Below are 22,253 nucleotides of genomic sequence, written 5' to 3' on the forward strand. Positions count from 1 at the left end.
GTGGTAGGATGCAAAGTAATAGAATAGATTATAAAGAGATTGAGGAAAAATATTATTTGTTGCTATATTCAATAGTTTTGTAATAAAGAAATAATTTAATAGTAGAATTATAAAAGAACATAGAAAATAGATAATTAGTTGCATTAAAGAGATAACTTATTGCAGAATAGACAAGATTAAAAAAAGAAAAAAGGTTATTTGATTATAAAGATTATTTGTTGCCATGTCCTATAATTTTGAAAGAAAAAGATAATTAAAAATCTAGATTATAAAAGGCCATTCCAAATAGATAATCAGTTGCATTAAAGAAATTATTTATTGCAGGATAGATAAAATTAAAAAGGAAAAAATCTATTTGATTATTTAGTCTTTAAAGAGATAATTTGTTTAAAATAGATAAGATATAAATACATTTTGTGCTAGACAATTAAGTGCTATATAGATAAGGTAGAAATATCTATAATGGAAGAATATAATAATAAAAAATTTTTAACAATGCGCTATTATGTAAAAAGTCAAGCTCATAGATAAATTTTTTAAAAAAATTTTCGTTAAGGCACGGAAGTACTCCTTTTTTAATTCATAGGTAGTAGTAGAATAAGTATTAATGCAAGCTATTATTAACAGTCAGGCATTAGGCCCTGCTGCATGACGTAGAATTAACACATTTTAATAGCAGCCGCAGTCTGCAGCTTAGCGAAAGATGTTAAATCTTCCGCATCGACTTGTTTGCGGTCTGCCAAATTTTAAATGCATTAATTTATTCTACTATGCTTTTCTCTTTAAAAACGTGAAAAAAATTTACGTTATCTATCATAGAATAGATAAACGAATAACAGGTCATATTTTTTTAACCATATTAGCTTATCATCTGCTTTGTGTTATTCAAAGGAGATTGAGACAAAGAGGGATTTCAAAATTAGGGGAAACAATAAGAAGAGAGTTAAGTACCATAATTAGAGTAACCACCACTATGATAACCCAGGAAGGTAAAACAATCCATCTGAGACAAATAACAGAATTAGAATCTTTTCAACTGGAGATATATAATGCCCTGGAACTTCCTTTAAAGCCTTTATCTAACATTTTAAAAATTAATTGATAAATTTGTAGTGAAGAAAAAGATGATTGAATTCAATAATTACAATATATTACAAAAAAAAGTGACAAACTGGGGTTAAGGGAGGAGCTTATCCATCTTAAACGTTTGAATTTGATAGAGTTGAAAGGTTTTGGGCGTAGGGCAGTTTGGCGTTTGAAGAGAAAATGAATAAGGCAAGAATAAGGCAAAATAAGGCAGCCTTAATGTGCCTTTTAATTTTTAAGGATAATTGGTAATCCCAATATTTATTTATAATAAAACACAAAGCAACTGTACAATGTAAAATTATGATTCCATCAATACTTTCCAAACAAACCCAACAAGGCATTAAGGATTTTCTCGCCACTACCTTTTTAGTAACAACTCCATTTTTTCACGGACTGATGGAGCGTTTTTTTGAGGAACAAAGCGTTTTTAAAGGCCCTTATGTTTCATTACAACTACATTTAAGTCTAGGCAAATAGGTCAGGATTATTTTTCACACATCCCTTTGCCTTTTAAGCCTTATTTACATCAGGAACAGGCATTTGAAAGACTTAGCTCACCTAAAAAAAGGACTGGAATTTGATTATATAATTATCAGTGGTGTAAATAAAAACTATGTACCATTAAAACTTGATGATTTAAAATCACCAGACCCTGTAATAAAAAAACAGGCAGAACTAAGGGAACGTGCATTACTTTATGTGTCAGCTCAAAGGGCAAAAAAAAGTGTGTTAGTTACTTGCTTTGGTGAGCCCAGTGAGTTTATATCTTAGGTTGTGATGAATTTTATATTAAGATCAGTTATTTTTTGTTTATTTTTCTTATCCTGTTCCCAAAATCAAAATTCCTGTATTAAGTGTCACAAAAACATTAAATTTCCTGATAAAAATCATGTAAGTTGCATACAATGTCATGGTGGAAATCCTCTAGCATATGACAATAGCACTGCCCACATAGGTCTTATCAAAAAAGGCCCTTCAATCATTTGTTTTAAAAAATTATGTGGCAAATGCCATTTGTGGGAATATTTAAGGATTAATTCTTCACAAATGGCCACTAATTTGGGCATGATAAATAGGATACAAAAAATATGGGAAGGAGACTCAAAAAAGGTATATAGCGTGATAAAACAGGAACAATTTGATTCTAAAGGACGAAAGATTAATATAAAGTGGATTGGAGCATTAGACAATCTAGGGGCAGAGCTATATAGAAAATTTTGTGCAAGCTGTCATCTAGGCTATCCTGTTTATGCAAATAAATTTAATACAGGATGTTTTATCTGCCACATGGAATATTCTAAAAAAAATGGATATGGGCATAGATTAACAGCTACACCTTCAACTGATGTGTGTCTTCTTTGTCATATGCGAAGTGGAAGGATAGGTCTATCTTACACTGGCCTTTATGAGGCCAATAATATGGTGCCTACCTCAACACATGGCCCAAAATACCAATTAAGAGGTGGGAGGTCTTTATTGCATATATATGGTGATGTGCATTACAAGGGTGGCATGGATTGCATAGATTGTCATACTTCCAGGGATGTTATGGGAGATGGATATCTATATTCAAATAAAGATGATCAGGTCGAGATAAGCTGCACAGATTGTCATGGAGATGGAGATAGTTATCCTAGAGTCAAAGAGATAGAGCGAGAATCATATGTCTTTGTTGAGGCAAAAAATTATAAAAAAAATGATTATCTTCACATGGGAACAAAGCTGGTTTTGACAAAAAAGGGGAGAATGTATTCAAATGTCTATATGGATAAGGGCAAAGTGTATGTTATAGGGAAAAGGAGCGGGAAAAAATTTGAGTGCCCAATTATAACTAAAACCAAAGAACACACAATTTATGGACATAAAAGACTTAAGTGTTATGTTTGCCATACAAGAGTAACGCCTCAGTGTTTTGGCTGTCATACATATTATTTTAAAAATATCTGTGCGTATGATAAGATTAAACAAAAATATACACATGGAAGATTTTTAGAAAAAGAGGATTTTAGAGAACCAAATTATTTTATCCTTGGTGTAGATAAAAATAATAAGATCACTACTCTTACCCCTGGGTGTGAGACCTATGTGTATGTAAAAAATAAGGATAAATGGATAAAGTCTGGTTATGTGAGTAAATATAAGGGCAAGAGACAATTTAGGTTTGCACCAATCTTTTCCCATAATACGTCAAAAAATACGCTAGATTGCATTGAATGCCACGCAAATCCATATATCCTGGGGTTTGGCAAAGGAAATTTTACCCTAAATGGACAATTTAAAAATATTTATATGTGTGCCAAGGACTTAAGTTTAGATGGGTTGCTATGTATTTTAAAAAATGGAAAAATAATAGCCCATGGAGCAGTGATAGGGCAGGGGGCAAGGCCATTTACATCTAAGGAGATTAAAGGAATATTAAAAGTAAATCAATGTCTTGTTTGTCATAATAATCAATATGAAATATTTAAAGATCCAGTTGATTATTCTCGTATTAATACCTGTATTAATCTATACAAACAAAAATTTGCAGGCAAAGATACATCCAAAACTAGATAGACCCTGTATATTGTGCCATAAAAGATATACATCCATTTTTAGATCTATAATGGCTACAAGAAAAAGGGAAAAGGTCTTTGCAAGTAAGGTTTTTGCAAAATACGACAGATATTTTTTTAAAAAAAATTGTAATAATTGTCATATAAAGGATTGTCTTAATTGCCATAGAATAGTTAATAATATACCTTTAAAACCAGATGTTTATGATTGTATCAAATGTCACAATGGCTATCATATTGGTATTGAATATATAGGGCTTTCAAAAAAGGATCCATCTTATAGATATAAGCAGGGAATTCTATATAAAGGAAATTACTATTTAAAGATGAGACAAGATATCCATTATAAAAAAGGATTGTTATGTAGAAATTGTCATAGTATGGAAAGTTTAATGAGAAATAAAAAATCATCAAAAAGATGTGTAGATTGCCATAGAGTAGATAAGAAGATTTATGCGCATAAAATTGAGAAACACCTACAAAAATTAGAATGTTACACATGTCATAGCCTTTGGCTAAGTCAGGAATATGGAACATATTTTATCAGGAATTATAACATAAATAAAATGTTTAAATACGGTCTTGTAGATAAATTATCCAAAGAATATGCTAGATCTGTCTATTACACAAAAAGGGATAAATTTCCACTTGCTATAAATAAAAGAGGAAGAATCTCTCCTGTTAGGCCTGAATTTATTGTAATTTATTCAGATATAAAGGATAAAAAGATTCAGAATATAGTGCTTTCAAACACCTGGAAATGTGTATTTCCCCATACAATAACCAAGTCAGCGCCAATTTGTTCTCATTGTCATGGAAGTAAGTGGAAATTTTTGCAGTCCTGTAATAGTAATAAAGGACCTATGTCCATTTTTAGAACAGATATTGATTTTAATAGAAAAATAAACTTTGGATGTTTTATTGGTGCATCTATTTTAAATGGAAGATTTTACAATACATCAAGGGTTTTTAATGTTAAAAAACAAGAACCATATATTAGAGGATATTTAGACACATGGAACAAAATCCTAAAAGGCGTAAGATAATAAAGATTATAATAAATGGAATTTTATTTTTCTGTGGTATAATTTTTTTTAAAAGATATCTTTTTCCTTTAGAGAAAAAACATAGCTCTAAATTAATAGAAATTAAGAATATAACACCCATTAAAGATGGAGCAGTTGTTTTTCCAGAGAAAAAAATAGCTATTGTAAATAAGAATGGAAAGTTTTTTGCGCTAAGTCTTATATGTCCACACCTTGGATGTACAGTAAAGGTAGTAAATCAATACATAATATGCCCATGTCATGGAAGTAAGTTTTTACATACTGGTAAGTATATATCAGGTCCTGCAAAAAAAGATTTAATTGCCTATAATGTATTTTTTAAAGATGACAATACCATTATCATTGATTTAAATAAACCAATTAAAAGTATATGAAAGAAAATGGATTATTAAAAGATTTTTGGGAACATATATTCCCAAAAAGAATAAGAAAAAAGGACCTCAAAATAACATATACCCTTTGCATGGGCGGGCTTTGTTTTTTGAGCTTTTTAGTCCTTTGTGTATCAGGTATTTTTTTGAGCTTATATTATATCCCAGGTCATGATGCATATAATTCAATTTTGTTTATTGAAGAAAACGTCTATTTTGGCACTTTTTTAAGGACAATTCATAGATATGCATCAGATTCTCTAATAATTTTTTTAATAATACATGTTATACGTGTGGTGTTCCAGGGTGCATTCTTACCTCCCAGGCACATGAATTGGATTATTGGTTGCTTTATTTTTTTTATTTGCTTTTTTGAAGCATACCTAGGTTATGTATTATTGCAAGATGAGCTAGGTGTGTGGGCCTTTGAAACAGGTATGAAATTATTTGACCACACAATTTTTACAAGGTTTATATATAAGCTTTTTATTGTGGATGGATTTGCAGGCAAGATTACCCTTGTAAGGGTATTTATATTTCATGTCCTTATAATTCCATTAATTGTTTTTATACTTTGTATTTTGCACATATACATAATTAGAAAAAACAAAGGAGTACTTCCATATCTATGAATAAAAAAAGGAGAAATAAGTTGGCATCATCTACTTATTTATTTTCTTTAATAAAGATATCAAGTCTAATTTACATAATATTTCTTTTTTTTATAAGTTTGATATTTCCTGCTCCCCTTGGTGCACCTGGCAATTATTATGTGGTTAAAGATACAATCAAAGCAGCATGGTTTTTAATATGGATTCAGGAATTGATTAGCCATTCTTTAAATTTTGTGTACTTACTTATATTTGGTTCTATATTTTTATTTTGTCTGCCTTTTATAAAAAAGGTGCAAGTAGAATATGCAAAGTGGTTTAATAGAGAACTTAAAATAATTCATTTAATTTTTGCATTTATTATATTAATCATTTTTATTTTAACAATAATAGGCATGTTTTTTAGAGGAGAAAATTGGCAGTTAAAGATTTAATGATTTTTTTTATAATTTTTTTTGTCTCTGTTGTTGAGACAAGAGGTTCTTCTCCTAAAAATCATTGTTTAGATTGTCATGTGGGTCATTATTTTTCCTATAAAAGTTGTAGGTCCTGCCATAGGGGATTAGAGAAATCCTCTAGAAAAGAAATAGCCCACTATGGTCTCATTCCAGGTAGGTATGCATATTTTAGATTTGAAAAAAGTGAGATATTAAGACAGGGAAATAAATTGATCCAAAGGGCAGGTTGCTTAAGGTGTCATAAAATTTTAGATAGGGGAAATCTCCTTGCAACTCCCCTTGACCGTCTGCCTGATGATATAGAGATAACCAAGCTAGTTGATTTTATAAAAAATCCCCCAATGTACATGCCAGAGTTTGAGTTTAGGGGTGATCAGATAGTAAAGATTATAAATGTGATATTAAGGGCAATTTTTTATTCCACAAAAAGGCATAAAAAGTTATATTATTATGTCCATTTTGAGTCTTTTGACAAAAAAGATATTTTTTCTCGTAAATGTGGTATGTGCCACAAAATATTAACAAAGACTAGAGGGGGACTGGGCAAAGGTAACATTGGACCTAACCTATCTGGCCTTTTTACTCAATTTTATCCCCAAAAATCAGTTAAGATAAATGAAACAAATTTAGGTGATTGGATCAAAAATCCCAGGTCTATTAAAGAGTTAACCCTCATGCCTCCTGTTGATGTCTCTTCTGATGAAGTAAATTATTTGATTAAGTTAATAAAAAATTAGTCTTATTTAGTTGACACAATAAAACGCCACGATTACATTTTTTTACGTGATATTAAATGGAGGAGTGAGGGGTTAAGGTTTTAAAAATCCAAAAAGGAGGTTTGAGACATGAAGAAGTGGCTTAGCTTGATTATTGGGTTTTGTTTTGTTTTGGGTTTATCTTCCATGGCCTTTGCTAAAAATCCTATGAGGGCTAATGAGAAAAAGGTACACAATGAATTTTGTAAGATTATTCCCAAAAGTCGTTGGATAACGGCTCAACAGTTGCATGAAGAATGGCTTAAGAGAAAAGAGGGAAAAAGTAATGCCTATTTGATTGATGTTAGAACCGATGCAGAATTCAATGCCTTTCATATTGAGGGAACAGATCATATTGAGGCAGGGCATATGTATGTAATTCCCAAAAAGATACCTGATCCAAATGCAAAGATTATTGTATTTTGCAGGACAACACATAGGGCATCTTATGTTGGTGCATGGTTAATCAGGTATGGCTATAAAAATGTTTATGTGGTTAAGGGCGGAGTACTTGCATGGGCAAAGGCAGGATATCCATTTGTGAACTGGTGGACAGGAGAATTTAAAATAACAAGATATAGGCAGCATCCGTCCAAATTTGAGAAACAGGGCTATAAGCTCAGGATGTGGAGTGAGCTTTTCTAAAGAGTTAAATGAGAAAAAGGCCCCCGTAATAATGGGGGCTTTTTTATTTGGAAATCTGGATTACAAGGAGCAGACAAAATGAAGGACTTTCTTTATAGGGGTATAATTGGTATAATTTTTCTGTGCCTTATAACTCCTGTTGCCTTTGGTAATAAAGATAATAGCGTATCAAAACAGAATAATGAGTTATGTGAAAAGATGTTAAGGCTTGGTCAAGAATCTTATTGGAGAGGCAGGTATTTAGATGCAAAACAATATTTCAAAAAGGCAATAAAGGCTGATCCCTCAAATGAAAAGGCGTGGAGATTTTACGATCTGGCATCAATATTTGCCCTTGCAGAAAAAGTGGAGAAAAATCAGGGGTTGATTGCACCAGATGTATCTGTAAGAAAAGAGATTCCACCATCTGAAACACAAGTGGCAACCCCAGAAGTTGAAAGGCCCAAACAAGAAACCCAGCCCAAGCAGGAAGAGGGATTTGTTATTGAAGAAGATGAAGGGTGTTAGTTTATAATTTTTGGCACTCCAGGAGGAGCATATGGCAGGTAGTAGCGTATGGATGCAAGTTATAAGATCTGGATACTCAAGGATATTTTACAGAAATTGGCCTGTTTATATTGGTGCTATGTTAATCGGTTTTTTAAGTGTCCTTACTTTTGCATGGTCTAGACCCTGGGGAGTTGCAGGGGGACTTAGAAATTGGGCAGATAATTTTTTTTATTTAATTGGTCTGTATAATCAAAAACCTATTAGTCCTCTTATGTCTTCTAGTTCTTTACTTACATTAGGACTCCTATTGGGAGCATTTGTCTCAGCTCTTTTGTCTAAACAATTCGCATTTCAAAGGGCACCTGGTTTAGAAATAATAAAGGGTATTGTTGGTGGGATACTAATGGGTATCGGTTCCTCAATGGCAGGTGGTTGTAATGTTGGTGGATTTTTTTCAGCAACCAGTGCCCTATCTTTTAGTGGTATCTTGATGATGATTGGTTTGATTGTAGGCGCAAATTTAGGAATCAGATATTTATATTGGGAATTAGAACATCTGCCATCTTCAGCACCAGCTACCCCTACTGCAACTGGCGAGGGAAAGAGTCTACGAGATATTGAGCCATATTTAGGCTGGCTTATTTTTATTTTGATTTTGTTTTGGGTATATTATTACTCAACTCAGGGTTTAACAAGACTAGGTGGACTCCTTTTCTTTGGGGTCTGTTTTGGAGTAATAATTCAGCGAACCAGATTTTGTTTTGTAAGGTGTTTTAGAGAGCCTTTTATGACTGGAGAAGCAGATTATCCAATTGCTATGGCTTGTGCAGTAATTATATCAACCATTGGATTCGCCATTATAAAATATACAGGTCTACGGCCTGAGCACATCTATGTGGTAAACGCAGTGTGGTTGGGAGCCATTGTTGGAGGCCTTATCTTTGGTTTTGGAATGGTCATAGCTGGAGGATGTGGCTCTGGATCTGTTTGGAGGTGTGGCGAAGGACAATCAAAATTGATAGTGACTGTAATTACCTTTTCTCTTACCATGTCCTTATTTGAAAAGTTCACAGATGCCCATCCTGGATTTAAAAAACTTTTAGGCTCCAAGGTGTATTTACCTGCACATATTGGATATCTCCCCAGTGTACTATTAATTATTTTGATTATGATATGTTACATGATATGGGCAAAATGGAATGAAGAGACAGAAAAGTTTGTTGTGGAGATATAAACCTTTAAAATCTGTTGGAGGGAATTATGCTGGAGATTAAATGGTTAGAAGTTGCAGGCCAGACATACCACATAAGCGCCCTTGTTTATTTTTTGTGGTGTATTTGGGTGGGGTGGATATTTTCTTCAGTAGGTGCCTTTGGTGGTATCATGGCTGGAGTAGGGCATCTATCAATTTTGGGTATAGGAAAATGGGCAGGCACACTTAAAGGTACCCCTGTTAAAATCGGTAGTTACCATGATGCTGGAAAATTTGTAACAGATAACATCAGATTTTCAAATACCCTCCTTACAGTGGTGAATTCAACATCCAGTACTATTAACTGGTATACCCAAAAGAGGTTGGTCTGGCCTGCTGGTATAGCTCTAGGTCTTGGGATGATCATAGGAGCACCCTTGGCAGTGTGGCTAACAGGTGGTGCTTTGGGTGTTAAATTGTACAAAGGTTTTTTTGGAATTTGTACAATCCTGGTCTCTTTATATATGTTCTATCAACTAACTCCTCATGCAAAGGCCCAAAAATCTGCAGGAAAGGCAGCAGCTGAGCGGTTTAAAAAGAGGGTTCAGGAACTTAAGTCCCAGGGCAGATTACATGAATTAGAAGGAGTTGAAAACCTAAGGCTTACATCTACAGCAGCGGAGTTTGATTTTTTTAACGAACATTTTCAGGTGAAACACTATGTGCCCTTTGTTTTTGGACTATTTGTAGGATTTATCGCCACAATGATTGGTGTTGGCGGTGGATTCTTGCTGGTTCCTTTTTTGACCTTTATTGGACTTCCAATGTTTATTGCCCCTGGTATTTCTGCTCTAGCAGTTATTGCAAATCAGGTCTCAGGAGTTATTAGCTGGTTGGCAAAGGGACAGGTATTCCCAATTGCAGTGGTGGTTGGTTGGTTTGGTATTTTGATTGGTTCATATATAGGTCCAAGGACGCAAAAATATCTTCCCATGGGATTTATGTACGGACTTTTTGGAGTCTTGGCATTTTATGTTGGACTCAGATATATCCTGGCTGGTTTTTGGGGAATAAAATTGCCCCCTGCATAATATATAAAAATTAGCCCATGTCGTTTAGGACCTGGGCTAATTAAAATTTTTAAATAAAATGAATTATTTTCTAATAATATATATCATCGTTACATTTGGTGTTATTTTACTTGTAGAAAGATTAACATATAAATTTGTTGGTTGGATATTTGCGTCACATATAAAAGAGATTGTAGAAAAAGAAAAAGAGGTAGCTCATTATCAAGAGCTAATGATCTTTGCCCTTGCAGCAAAAGAAAAAGAGGCATATAAGGGCTTAAATCAAATGGCAGATGAACTCTATTGGAAGATATTTTTTAGAAAATTAATTATTTTTTCTACTTCTTTTTTTCTTTTGTTTTCGCCCTATATTATATTATCAAGCTATTTTTTAAAAAATAAAATAAAGGGCCTCGTGGCAATAGATTTTGTAGTGGCTCTTTTATTTTTTATGATAAAAACCATTTGGCAGTATGTAAGTTCTGTATTAGAGGCGAGGAGAGAATTTAAAAGACAAAAAAATTAGTAAAAGAGGGGCCTATAGCCCCTTTTTTACTATTTTTTCCCTTTCTTAAATATAAGGAATGGGCATAATTTACAGACATCATAACCTGGATAAGTATGACCAGTTCTTGGATAGGATGCTCCTCCATCTCTTATAATTCTTTCCAATGTCCATTTTAACGTAGGTTCTAAATGGGAGTATGGCATAATAACATTTATTTCGCCCTGTTCTGTCTTTCCAGAAGTATAACTTCCACTACACATCTGGGTTATATTAGGTTTTTGTGTAACATAGGTATAAACACATCCATGGCATACAGATGAATTCATTGTCATTATCATCTCAAAAGGATGTGTATCAAATGCAGCATCCCAGTCATTTCCTATATGGTATGATTGTAATACATCACATATCATATGTATAACATCTGGCTGAAAGTTGGCCTTATGTAAAGGGGCAGTTGCAAATGCCTTAAGACCTGGTTCTAGCCTTTTTTTTGTCTTTACAAATCTAATGGCCTGTTTTTTATCTTTGGTATATTTCAAATGTCCTTTGATTTCTGAGTCATCAAATTCCTTCCATCCCAGGACAAATTTGGCATTGGAGCAACCTAATTTATCTTTTTCTGAAAACAAAATATGTCCTTCCTGTCTTGAAGCAGCTACATAATGGCAAAATGTTAAAGGTTTTAAAGCTATTTCATAGTCATTATTTTTTTTGAATTCCTCAATCTCTTCATCCTTGTAGAAATATTTTACTGCCACGGGGTAGTATTTGAATTTGTAAATATTTCTTAAAATAAAAACCATATCAGAATTTGAAAATTTATCTTTTTTTAACATTTCTCTGGCAAATTTTATATCATCTAGCAACAAACTTGTGTCTATCATTTTATTACCTCCAGATAAAGGTTAATTAAGAACGACTCCTTTCCAAAAATAAGACTGATATTTAATTAAGACCCAATTTTAGATAATGTCAACTTTTTATTATTTTTTTTCATATTAAACCATAAATTTTTGGTTTATAACCCCCTTGAGTTGGCGTATATTCAACATATTCTTGATTTTTTCCGCACGGTTTGCAATAATTAATTTATATGAGCTCTTTTGCCTTAAAGAATAAAAGACTATTTTCTAATTTGAGATGATAAATTGCATCTTACCACCTTAAGCTGGTTAAAGAAAATTAGAAGGAGACAAAAAATATGCAAGTAGAATCCATTGATTTTAATGAGTTTAAACCAATAATTTACGATATCGTCAAAGAATTATTAGAGGAAGAAAGGAATAAACAAAAAGAATTAAAGGTACCTGTGATATCTAATTTTGAGCTCTATGAGAGGGTAGTAAAGATAGAAGAAGAACTAAAACATCAAAGGGAGCTTATAAAAATTATTCTGGAACAAATGGACAAAAGGTTTGAACAGATTGACAAGAGGTTTGAGCAAATAGATAAAAGATTTGAGCAAGTTGATAAAAAATTTGAACAAATCACAACGCGCTTAGATAGATTTATGTTCTGGTCATTGGGACTTGTGGTTAGTGCTACTCTAACAATAATTGGATATATGCATTATTTTATAAAATAAAGAGTTTACAGGATTATATACTTAAAATCAGATTGTTTTTAGTGGTAATTTGTTGACACCATTATTTATATCTTGACAAATTTCTATTATTGGCTAAATTTATTAGCCCTTTTGACTCTTAAAAAAGAGGTAACCTTAAATTAAAAAATTATCAACTCAAGGGAGGTAGGCAATGTCTGGTTTACGTTTTTCAAAGAATAACGATGTATTGGGAACTGCGAATAGAGGAAACCCTGCTGAATCGGGTCTATGTACTTTGTGTAGGGCAGATTGTCAGGGCAAGTGCGAAACATTTATGTCCAGTTTAGTGGGAAGAAAGCTTCTTTATCCTAGAGATTTTGGTAAGGTAACCGCAGGTGCCAACAACACCACACATGTTGGCATTTCATATAACTCCCTTAGAATTCAAGGATATGCATACGGGGCATATGGTGTGCCCAATGGACTTTCTACAGATCCTGATGACTGTATTTTCCCAAATGTTAGCGTGGAAACCGAGTTTGGACAGGAAGTAAAAACCAAGGCACGTGTTCCATTAATGACAGGAGCACTAGGATCAACATTTATTGCCCAGAAGTATTGGAACTCTTTTGCTATTGGGGCATCTTTGGTTGGAATTCCAGTTGTGATTGGTGAAAATGTAGTTGGTGTGGACCGCCAGTCTGAGCTCTCCAACGGTAAAATTACTAAAGCACCAGAACTTGATAGAAGAATTGAGAGCTATATGCGTTATTTTGATGGATATGGTGCCATTATTGTCCAGATGAATGTAGAGGATACAAGAAATGGAGTTGCAGAATACATCGCAGAAAAATATGGAGATAAATGTATTATTGAGTTAAAATGGGGACAAGGTGCAAAGGATATTGGAGGTGAAATTCAGGTTACAAGTTTGGATTATGCACTGTTTTTAAAGAAAAGAGGCTATGTTGTAGATCCTGATCCAGAAAACCCAGAAGTACAAAAGGCCTTTAAAGCTGGTGCCATAAAATCCTTTGCCAGACACAGCCGCCTTGGATCTACAAATTTGAGTCGTGTTGAACAGGTTCAAGAAGAATTTATGAAACATATAGATTATTTAAGGAGCTTGGGTTTTAAGCGGATCACCCTTAAAACTGGTGCTTATGGAAATGAAGAACTTGCCATGGCGATTAAATTTGCAACAGATGCCAAACTTGATCTTTTGACTATAGATGGTGCTGGCGGCGGTACTGGTATGAGCCCATGGAATATGATGCAGAGCTGGGGTGTCCCATCAATTTATTTGCACTCCAAGGCCTATGAATATGCAAGTATTTTAGCAGCAAAAGGCAAAAGGGTTGTAGATTTATCATTTGCTGGCGGATTCGCTTTAGAAGATCACATATTTAAAGGCTTGGCATTAGGTGCGCCTTATACAAAGATAATCTGCATGGGCCGCGCAATAATGATTCCAGGTTTTGTTGGATCTAACATAGAAGGTGCATTACATCCTGAGAGAAGAGAAGAAGTTTGCGGTAATTGGGATAAACTACCTAAAGCAGTTGCTGAATTAGGTTCAACAGCAGAACAGATCTTTGCTAACTACCACGATGTAGAAGCAAAGGTAGGAAAAGATGAAATGAAAAATATCCCTTATGGCGCAATTGCATTCTATACTCTAATGGACAAGCTAAAATGTGGTTTACAGCAATTAATGGCTGGTGCACGCAAATTCTCTCTTCCTGAAATCTCTCGCGATGATCTTATGGCTGCAAATAAAGAAACAGCAGAAGTAACAGGTATCCCATTTATTTGTGATGCAAGGGATGAAATTGCCAAGAAAATATTAAATAGTTAACAATTTCACTTAGTTAATAAAAATTAAGGCCAGCTAAAATTAGCTGGTCTTAATTTTTTCTATAACAGTTTTAAAAAAATAGTTAAAACATTGGCTCATTTGGGATTAGATTCCATATTCCACAGGGACATACATCTGCACAAAAACCACATCCAATACATCTATTATCATCAACTACTAATTCAAAGTCTCCATTATCCAGAGCTACTCTAGAAATTGCTCCTTGTGGACACAAAGTTATACAAATACCACAATCTCTGCACCTGCCACAGGACATACACTCATTAGCACATTCTTTTACATCCTTATATGAGGCAAGTCTAGGATTGAAAAATGCAGGGTTCATTCTCTCTTTGTCAATCTCAGGACCTTTTTTAAGCTGTGGAGTTTCACCGTTTAAAAGGCTGTCAATTGCTTGCGCTGCTATCCTCCCACTGCCTATTGCATCTGTGATAAGTCCAAGCTTCACCACATCTCCAATGGCAAATACCTTTGGATTAGAGGTTTGATAGTATTCATTTACCTTTATAAATCCCCTGTCTGTCTCAATATCTTCTGTCAAAAAATCAAGCTCTGGCACATCTCCAATAGAGATTACCACTGTATCTGCAGGTATCAATTCTCCTGAATCAGTAATAACTCCTTTATCAATAATCTTTTTGGTAAAAACAGGCCATTTAAATTTGGCCCCTGCCTTTTCTGCCTCTATTCTCTCTTTACCAAAAGATGCTGGCTCCTGAATATCTATTAGGGTAATATCCCTGGCACCAAGTCTGTGGGCTTCAGTTGCCACATCACAACCCACATTTCCAGCACCTATTACTACTACCCTTTCTCCTGGATCTATTTCATCTTTTTTACTCTTGCCCAGAAATTCTAAAGCAGATATTAATCTTTCCTTTCCCTCTACAGGTAAGATCCTGGGCCTTTGGGCACCAGTTGCTATAACCACAAAATCATATTCTGATAATAGTTCTTTGAATTTTTCTTTACCTATATTCTCTTCCAATTGAACGTGATGGAGTACCTTTTTTATTCTCTCAATCTCCTTTTTCAAAATGTCCTGTGGTATCCTGGTCTTTGGAATGTACTCAGATATCTTACCACCCAACTCTTTATGTCTATCAAAAACTGTTACATTGTATCCCTTCAGTCTAAGCTGCCATGCACAGGATATACCTCCAGGTCCACCACCAATTATTGCAACTTTTTTTCCTGTTATAGGTGGAAGTTCTGGGAGCTTGGCATTTTCTGAAGCCTTACCAAGGAGGGTTACATCCACTGGAGTCATATTATATTTTTGTTTAGTGCAATTTTGCATGCACAGATTTGGGCACAAAAAACCACATACTGTTGTTGGAAAAGGTGTATAAAAAAGGGCCATATCTGCTGCTTCCTCAAACCTTCCTTCTCTAACCAATGCCCATCTCTCTTGCACTGGTATCCCTGTTGGACAGGCAAATTCACAAGGAGCTGCATATTTTTTGTTTTCCCAAACTGGTTTAAATCGCCTCAACTCCCCAGTTGTAATCACAGGAATTGGACTTCTATCATAATCTACAAGGTCCCCGATTAATCCACCTTCACCTATCTCCTTACACCACACATTTTTGTTAAAATCAGACATAGGTCTAAGTGAACTACTCCTTTTTTCCTGGGGAGACCTTGCAACTATTAGATCCCAATCTTCATATCTGGAGAGTTCTTCGTATAAATGCTCTTTATCAATCTTCTTTAAAAATGTTTTTAAATTCTCGCATAGCCAAGCCCACTCTTCTTCTGATATCTGTACCCTTTTTGCATCTTTTTCACTAAAATCTAAGTATTTTCCTCTAACAAAAATTTTTCCTCCAACCATTCCAACACAGGGCCTATAGCCAAGTACATTATCTGGATTCTGGGGATTATACCCACAAATAACAGCTATTCCACCTGCCATAAATTCAGCAAAATAATCTCCTACACCACCAAGTACCCAGAGCTGAGGTGGAGTGAACCTGGGGTTGAATTTTGTCATGGTCATTCCACGGGCGCCAATATTACCAGCAATATAGATCTTGCCCTGTGCCATAGCATTTGCAACTCCATTTGCTGCATGCCCATGAACTACAATTTCTGCACCTGCATTTAACCACCCAACATCATCTGAGGAATTTCCAAGCACCTCAATCCTGGTATTTGGAAATCCCATGGATCCAACCCTCTGGCCAGGGGGACCACTCACATAAACAACAACTTCTTCGTCTCCTGCCTTCCACAGCCTGCCACCAATTCCATGTTGTCCACATGCCTCTACTTCTATTTTCCTGAATCCTTGTTCTACAGCCCTTTGAATCCTTTCTTCAAGGATTCTAGAATCAACCCTTTTTCCATTTTCCCTTCCAGGGATAAAATAGGCATCTCTTATCTTTTGTCCCATGACTTAATCTCCCTTTTAATTAGAACATAGCAACAACATCTGTGTAATATTCATTAGGCTTAACAATTATGTTTTTTATACAACATATTTAATTTTAAGTCTTTCTGCTGCATGATAATCATCTATTCCCAAAGCATCTGACATACCAATAGGTAGGGAGGTGGACCTTCCTAGTGGTGCTACTATTTTTTTGAGTTCAGTATCAAAGGTGAGAAATACATCTACTACCCTTTCAGCCACTTTTTCAGGGTCTAATCTCCTGTAAATGCGTGGGTCCTGAGATGTAATTCCCTTTGGACAGAGTCCAATATTACATATATTGCACCTATCGGTCTCAGAACCAACACAACCAGCAGCGGCCTGCATAATGTATTTTCCAACCTGTACTGCACTTGCCCCAAGCATGTAGAGAGCTGCTGCATTTGCTGCAAGATTTCCCCTTTTACCAACTCCTCCTGCACCAACTATCGGGATCTCGTTTTGCTTTCCCAGCTTTACTAAATTTAAATAACAGTCCCTTACATTACTGGCTATTGGGTGACCCATATGGTCCATGGAAACATTATAAGCAGCACCAGTGCCACCATCTTCTCCATCTATGGCAAGTGCTGCTGCATATGGATTTCTGGTCAAGTTATTTAAAACTGCAAGGGCTGTAGATGTACCAGAGATCTTTGGATAAACTGGCACCCTAAATCCCCATGCCATGTACATAGATTGAATCATTTTGGCAACAGATTCTTCTATTGAATACTTTGTCTGATGGGTTGGTGGGCTGGGTAAACTAACACCTGGAGGAACACCTCTGATTGCTGCAATGAGTCTATTCACTTTATACCACATAAGGAGTCCGCCATCTCCAGGTTTTGCACCCTGGCCATATTTGATCTCAATGGCGCAAGGGTCTTCTTTCATCTCTGGGATTGCATGAATTATCTCATCCCACCCAAAATAACCACTGGCAATCTGAAGGATTATGTATTTTAAAAATCTCGATCTAAGGAGCCTTGGAGGACAACCACCTTCCCCTGTGCACATCCTTACAGGCATTCCAAGTTCTTCATTTAAATAGGCTACCCCCATAACCAGCCCTTCCCACATATTAGGAGACAGGGCACCAAAGGACATTCCACCAATTATTAGTGGATAAATTTCCCTAACTGGTGGAACCCATCCATTTTCTTTGTAACATTTTAAATTTTCTTCTGGAGGAAGCACCCGTCCAAGGAGTGTCCTTAGTTCAAATTCATGCCGTCCAGCATCTAAGGCTGGGTCAGTTAACATGGATATCCTGATAAACTTTATCCTGTCTAGGATTGTATAGGGGACATTTCTCCTCCCACCACGTCTTCTTGGCTGACCACCTAAATTTATATGAAATTTAAGTTTATCTGGTTCTTCATTGTGAAAAGGAATTATTGCCTGATTTGGACATACTGCAGAACAAAGTCCACACCCAATGCATGCATGACCAGGATCTGTCTTTTGTTTTATGCCATAATAAATCTTATAGAGGTTTGTATGTGCCTCTTTATTGTTTATTGGTGTTTCAACAATTCTCTGTCTAAATGTCCCTAATTCTATGGCCCTTACTGGGCACGCAGCAACACATCTGCCGCAAAGCTGACATTTTTCTTTGTCCCAATATATGAGCCAGGGAAGATCCTTTAGGCTTAATTGGGAAGGCGTAATGGGTTCATTTGAGAGCACTTTATTACCTCCTTACGATCTGATGTGACATACACAGTATCAATGTACATTGGTTGAAAATATTCAAAATTGTTTTTCCCAAATTCTTTTTTTAACACATAATCAAGGCCGCATATTTCAGAAGAAAACACAAAAAATCCCTTTTTCCCGCCAACGACCCCAGGCCTTAATTTTTTTCTGTCCTGCACCATCACAACAGTTTTATCTGGCATACACCCTATAACACAATTAGGGCCATCTATTATGAGCCTTCTACAGGAGTGTTTTAGCCTTTTTAAAAATTTACTATTTGGGTGTTTCTCTATGTCCTCATCCTTAAGAGGAGTTATTATGTGTTTGTAGAACTCAACTGGTAGTCCCAGAAAATTTATCATATAATGAAAAATATGGGTAAATACTTCAGAGTCTGATTGATATCCTCTGTAGCCAGGAAATCCCCTTGATTCCAAAAATTCTCTAATAGGCACAAATGCAGTATTTTCTCCATTGGTCATGGATGCTACTCCCTGGATAAAAAAGGGATGGCATGCATAAAGATTTATAGTATAATTTGTATTTTGCCTGCCTTGCGCCATAATAATCCTTGCCTTAAGCCCAATATTATCTAAATCAAGGTATTCAGCGACTTCCATGGGATCGCCAATCTCTTTTAGCATGATAGAATCCGGCCAAAAACTATACACGATCATACTTTCATCTTTCTGTCCTATTTCCCTGAGTTTTAATCTTATCATCATGAGCCTATGAGCTTTTTCTTCAAAAGATAAATCTTCCCAATCTTCAGGGTATTCATATGCCCTGATGTGATACATATAGCGTTTGGGTATACCTGGGGGTGGTTCTTTTTTAACTTTTATAGAATGGTTGTACTTTGTTTTAAAACCCATTGGCATGAGATAACTATCAAGGGTTTTCATGCCTTCTCTTGTGAATATCCCTGATAAAATTGGATATTCCTTTAGTTCTTCAAAAATCCCACCAAGATCTGTTAAATAAAGTCCCACTCCTGAGCCATCATGTCCTTCCTTCATCACATCCAGGGCCTCAATGGCCAACATGGGAGATTTTGGGACATCACTGGTTAATGCAAATAATCTGCACATAGGTTGTCTCCATTTTTTGTGTAGTTGTTTGATTTTATTAATAAAATTTTAAAGTAATATCTTGCCAAAATCTATCTACAATTCTTTTATATTTTATTATGTCTTCAAATTCCTCAATGAGAAAAGTATCTTTAGGTGGCCAGAGTCCCATTTGGATGATATCTAAAAATTTTTCTCTTGTAATACGAGATGAACTTAAATTTGTTAAAAGATGAATTCTCTGTATTAAATATAGCCAGTTAATATGAATCTGAGACAAAATATTTATGAATTCCTGATCCTTACCAAAAGCATTTAAACACTCAATCAAAAGAGAGTTATAATTTTTATTGTATGCATCTTCCATGGACACTTTTCCAGTTAGCAACATGCCCTGGACAAAGAATTCCAGATCTATAAGACCTCCTCTGCCAGTTTTTATATCAACAACACCTTCTGTTTCTTTAGACCTCTCATTCACTATTCTATCCCTCATATGGGATATCTTCTGCCAGACGACTCTTTCATCAAATTTTTGGGAGCAAAAATCATACTTTAACTCATTAATTTTTTTTAAAAGTAAAACATTACCAGCAATTGGTCTTAATTTTAAAAGGGACTGAATTTCCCATATATCTGCTTCATTAGTATAATATTCCTTCCATCTATTTAATGTTACAATCAAAGGACCGTAATTGCCCGTTGGTCTAAGCCGTGTATCTACTTCATATCCTGGACCTTCTTGCATGGGCATCTTTAATGCATTATTAAACCTCTGAACTATATTTATTACCTTGTTAGGTATAATATCTGGATTTTCGTCTTTTAAAGGCCGATATACATACATAAGATCCAGATCAGAAAAATATCCGAGCTCCCTTGATCCAAGTTTTCCCAGTCCCAAAATAGCCAGGGGAAAATCCATATCATCAATATTTAAATGTTCAAGCATCTTTTTATAAGTCCAGTGAATAACAAATTCAGCTAATTCAGTAAGGGAGTATAAAAGGTCATATAGGTGAATATCTCCTTTTAAATCCTGTATTGCTAATGTTAACATCCTCTCATTTTTTATTTTTCTTATCCATTCAATTGAATCTTCAAAATTTAATGGAGCTAATATATCCTCTGCATGTTTTTTCCATTCATTTTTAAAATCCCCAACTAAATCATTGAACACCCCTTCGATTAAAGATGGCTGGTAATTTAATAGGCTGGATACAAATCTTGAGCGTCCAATTGCTGATAATATCTCTATTGCCCTATTTTGATTGTCTTCTAAAAATCTTTTTAGGCCAGGTCTTTTTTCCACCTTTGATAAGAATGTTCCAACCCTCATTGCAAAGCCGTAAAAGGCATCATGGGAAAGCAAGTCACTGAGCTCTTCAAGCATATTTTTTATCTTTTTTTGAAATCCAGGCTCGAAATTGGCTATTGGAATTCTGGCTTTATTTTCTCTTAGATGTATTTGTATATATTTATCCTCTTCTTTAATCACAGGTTTTTTGGCACTTGATTTCGAAGTTTCATGAAATAGTTCTTTAAAATGTGTATGTATTTTTTTTGTGTGGATATTTAAATGGTCAAAAAATTCTTCAGTAGTGGCAAAACCTAAGGCCCTGCTGAGCCGTTGTCTGTCACTGTCTGATTTTGGAATCTTGGAAGATTGTCTATTTCTGTCCAATTGAATCCAGTGTTCCACCCTTCTTAAAAATATATACCCCTGTTTTAGCTCATCTATAACTTTTTGAGGCATTAACTTTAGCCTGGCTAATTTATCAAGACAGATAAGAGTGTTTGTTTCTGCTAGTTCTGGACACCTCCCACCATAGATTAGTTGAAATGCCTGAGTAATAAACTCTACCTCTCTTATCCCACCAATTCCCAATTTTACATCGTGAGTGTAATCTTTATATTGTTGTTCTGTTTCCTCTAAGATTTTGTCCCTCATGGACCTAATCTCAGAAATTGCCTGAAAATCCAGAAATCTTCTAAAGACAAATGGCCTTATTTCTGAAAGAAAAAGCGAAGCTAAATTTCTATCTCCTGCAACGCCTCTGGCCTTTAAAAGGGATTGTCTCTCCCAGGCCTGACCATAAATGAGATAGTGCTCAACTACGCTATCATAAGATTGAACAAGCTCTCCATATCTTCCCTTTGGTCTAAGACGCATATCAACCTTAAATACCCTGTCTCCTTCAAATATATCTCCCATTATGTCATTTAATTTCTGTACCATTGATGTGTAAAAGGAACATGGGATTGACTTGTCTTTTTGGTCATAAATATAAATAAGATCAATGTCAGAAGCGTAATTGAGCTCCTTTCCACCTAATTTGCCAAGGCCCAATACTGCGAGCCTGCAATTGGCTGATTCTTCCTTTGGTATGTCTGAGCTCAAGATCTCAATTCCTGTCTGTAAACAAACTTCTGCTAAGTTGGATATCTGTATAACCAGATCATTAAAAGATAAGTCTTGTAAAAAATCCCTAACACCAAGACGCAGAAAATGTCTTTGTTTAAATCTACGAAAAGCCCTTTTTATATCATTAATGTCCTTAAACTCGGAAACTTCATTTTTTAGCTCTTTATAGAGTTCTATCATGGGGTAATTTTTTCTAAGACCCACTTTTAAAAGCCAATTTTTATATTCTTTATTATCAAACAATCTCCCTAGATATCTGGAAAATTCAGATAAATGGGCAAGTTTTTTTTGTTCATCTTCCGTCATTTTATCTTTGCCTTTTGCACTTTTTCTTGTTCTTTTTTTAAGAAAAATTAGGCCTGCCCAAAACCATGTGGACAGGCCTAATTTTAGGCAAATA

The 22,253-nt window shown here is 35.0% G+C and carries 20 protein-coding genes; 15 read left to right on the top strand and 5 right to left on the bottom strand.

Features of this window, described 5'->3' with window-relative positions:
• Positions 1-703: 703 nt before the first annotated feature.
• The 13 genes from ACYQ1E_RS13245 (at position 704) to ACYQ1E_RS13305 (ending at position 10,828) form a co-directional block, all read left to right on the top strand.
• Complete coding sequence (locus tag ACYQ1E_RS13245) at positions 704-1,102, top strand: hypothetical protein (RefSeq protein WP_459880313.1); 399 nt, start codon at positions 704-706, stop codon at positions 1,100-1,102.
• Positions 1,103-1,629: 527 nt separating this feature from the next.
• Positions 1,630-1,860 carry a 3'-5' exonuclease gene (locus tag ACYQ1E_RS13250; RefSeq protein ID WP_459880315.1) on the top strand — a complete coding sequence of 77 codons (231 nt, stop codon included), beginning with the start codon at positions 1,630-1,632 and terminating at the stop codon, positions 1,858-1,860.
• A gap of 276 nt (positions 1,861-2,136) precedes the next feature.
• Entirely contained in the window at positions 2,137-3,645 is a 1,509-nt protein-coding gene (locus ACYQ1E_RS13255) for a hypothetical protein (protein WP_459880316.1), read from the top strand.
• 49 nt (positions 3,646-3,694) lie between these two features.
• Positions 3,695-4,690 carry a selenite/tellurite reduction operon b-type cytochrome iron-sulfur cluster-binding subunit ExtO gene (gene extO, locus ACYQ1E_RS13260; RefSeq protein ID WP_459880318.1) on the top strand — a complete coding sequence of 332 codons (996 nt, stop codon included), beginning with the start codon at positions 3,695-3,697 and terminating at the stop codon, positions 4,688-4,690.
• Positions 4,660-5,085: a QcrA and Rieske domain-containing protein gene (locus ACYQ1E_RS13265; protein WP_459880319.1), complete on the top strand. Its 426-nt coding sequence runs from the start codon at positions 4,660-4,662 to the stop codon at positions 5,083-5,085. Before extO ends, ACYQ1E_RS13265 begins: the two co-directional genes overlap by 31 nt.
• Complete coding sequence (locus ACYQ1E_RS13270; protein ID WP_459880321.1) at positions 5,082-5,714, top strand: cytochrome b N-terminal domain-containing protein; 633 nt, start codon at positions 5,082-5,084, stop codon at positions 5,712-5,714. The genes ACYQ1E_RS13265 and ACYQ1E_RS13270 overlap by 4 nt, the downstream gene beginning before the upstream one ends.
• Positions 5,711-6,127, top strand: coding sequence for a hypothetical protein (locus ACYQ1E_RS13275; RefSeq protein ID WP_459880323.1), 417 nt, complete (start codon positions 5,711-5,713; stop codon positions 6,125-6,127). The genes ACYQ1E_RS13270 and ACYQ1E_RS13275 overlap by 4 nt, the downstream gene beginning before the upstream one ends.
• Positions 6,109-6,888, top strand: coding sequence for a selenite/tellurite reduction operon c-type cytochrome lipoprotein ExtS (gene extS / locus ACYQ1E_RS13280; RefSeq protein WP_459880325.1), 780 nt, complete (start codon positions 6,109-6,111; stop codon positions 6,886-6,888). The genes ACYQ1E_RS13275 and extS overlap by 19 nt, the downstream gene beginning before the upstream one ends.
• 108 nt (positions 6,889-6,996) lie before the next feature.
• On the top strand, positions 6,997-7,551 hold the full coding sequence (locus ACYQ1E_RS13285; protein ID WP_459880326.1) for a rhodanese-like domain-containing protein: 555 nt from the start codon (positions 6,997-6,999) through the stop codon (positions 7,549-7,551).
• A 78-nt stretch (positions 7,552-7,629) separates the two neighbouring features.
• Positions 7,630-8,058, top strand: coding sequence for a tetratricopeptide repeat protein (locus tag ACYQ1E_RS13290; protein ID WP_459880327.1), 429 nt, complete (start codon positions 7,630-7,632; stop codon positions 8,056-8,058).
• 31 nt (positions 8,059-8,089) lie between these two features.
• The gene (locus tag ACYQ1E_RS13295) at positions 8,090-9,274 is read left to right on the top strand and encodes a YeeE/YedE thiosulfate transporter family protein (protein ID WP_459880329.1); all 1,185 of its coding nucleotides are present in this window, start codon (positions 8,090-8,092) and stop codon (positions 9,272-9,274) included.
• Positions 9,275-9,300: 26 nt separating this feature from the next.
• Positions 9,301-10,323, top strand: coding sequence for a sulfite exporter TauE/SafE family protein (locus ACYQ1E_RS13300; protein ID WP_459880331.1), 1,023 nt, complete (start codon positions 9,301-9,303; stop codon positions 10,321-10,323).
• Positions 10,324-10,381: 58 nt separating this feature from the next.
• Positions 10,382-10,828 (top strand): hypothetical protein, encoded by a 447-nt coding sequence (locus ACYQ1E_RS13305; RefSeq protein ID WP_459880334.1) that lies wholly within the window; start codon positions 10,382-10,384, stop codon positions 10,826-10,828.
• 29 nt (positions 10,829-10,857) lie between these two features.
• Here the strand turns inward: ACYQ1E_RS13305 and ACYQ1E_RS13310 are convergent, their stop codons facing one another.
• Positions 10,858-11,697 carry a DUF169 domain-containing protein gene (locus ACYQ1E_RS13310; RefSeq protein WP_459880337.1) on the bottom strand — a complete coding sequence of 280 codons (840 nt, stop codon included), beginning with the start codon at positions 11,695-11,697 and terminating at the stop codon, positions 10,858-10,860.
• Positions 11,698-12,014: 317 nt separating this feature from the next.
• Between ACYQ1E_RS13310 and ACYQ1E_RS13315 the strand changes: the two genes are divergently transcribed.
• Positions 12,015-12,398, top strand: coding sequence for a hypothetical protein (locus ACYQ1E_RS13315; RefSeq protein ID WP_459880340.1), 384 nt, complete (start codon positions 12,015-12,017; stop codon positions 12,396-12,398).
• A gap of 172 nt (positions 12,399-12,570) precedes the next feature.
• The gene (locus ACYQ1E_RS13320) at positions 12,571-14,217 is read left to right on the top strand and encodes a glutamate synthase-related protein (RefSeq protein ID WP_459880343.1); all 1,647 of its coding nucleotides are present in this window, start codon (positions 12,571-12,573) and stop codon (positions 14,215-14,217) included.
• 82 nt (positions 14,218-14,299) lie between these two features.
• Here ACYQ1E_RS13320 and ACYQ1E_RS13325 read toward each other — a convergent pair whose 3' ends face one another.
• The 4 genes from ACYQ1E_RS13325 to glnE all read right to left on the bottom strand — a co-directional run bounded on the left by ACYQ1E_RS13325 (position 14,300) and on the right by glnE (position 22,159).
• Positions 14,300-16,636, bottom strand: a complete 2,337-nt coding sequence (locus tag ACYQ1E_RS13325; RefSeq protein WP_459880346.1) for an FAD-dependent oxidoreductase — start codon at positions 16,634-16,636, stop codon at positions 14,300-14,302.
• A gap of 75 nt (positions 16,637-16,711) precedes the next feature.
• Positions 16,712-18,346, bottom strand: coding sequence for a glutamate synthase-related protein (locus tag ACYQ1E_RS13330; RefSeq protein ID WP_459880348.1), 1,635 nt, complete (start codon positions 18,344-18,346; stop codon positions 16,712-16,714).
• Entirely contained in the window at positions 18,310-19,449 is a 1,140-nt protein-coding gene (locus ACYQ1E_RS13335) for a class II glutamine amidotransferase domain-containing protein (RefSeq protein WP_459880351.1), read from the bottom strand. The genes ACYQ1E_RS13330 and ACYQ1E_RS13335 overlap by 37 nt, the downstream gene beginning before the upstream one ends.
• Positions 19,450-19,486: 37 nt before the next feature.
• Positions 19,487-22,159: a bifunctional [glutamate--ammonia ligase]-adenylyl-L-tyrosine phosphorylase/[glutamate--ammonia-ligase] adenylyltransferase gene (gene glnE / locus ACYQ1E_RS13340; RefSeq protein ID WP_459880354.1), complete on the bottom strand. Its 2,673-nt coding sequence runs from the start codon at positions 22,157-22,159 to the stop codon at positions 19,487-19,489.
• Between the last annotated feature and the right edge of the window lie 94 nt (positions 22,160-22,253).

The organism is Desulfothermus naphthae, from assembly GCF_054657475.1.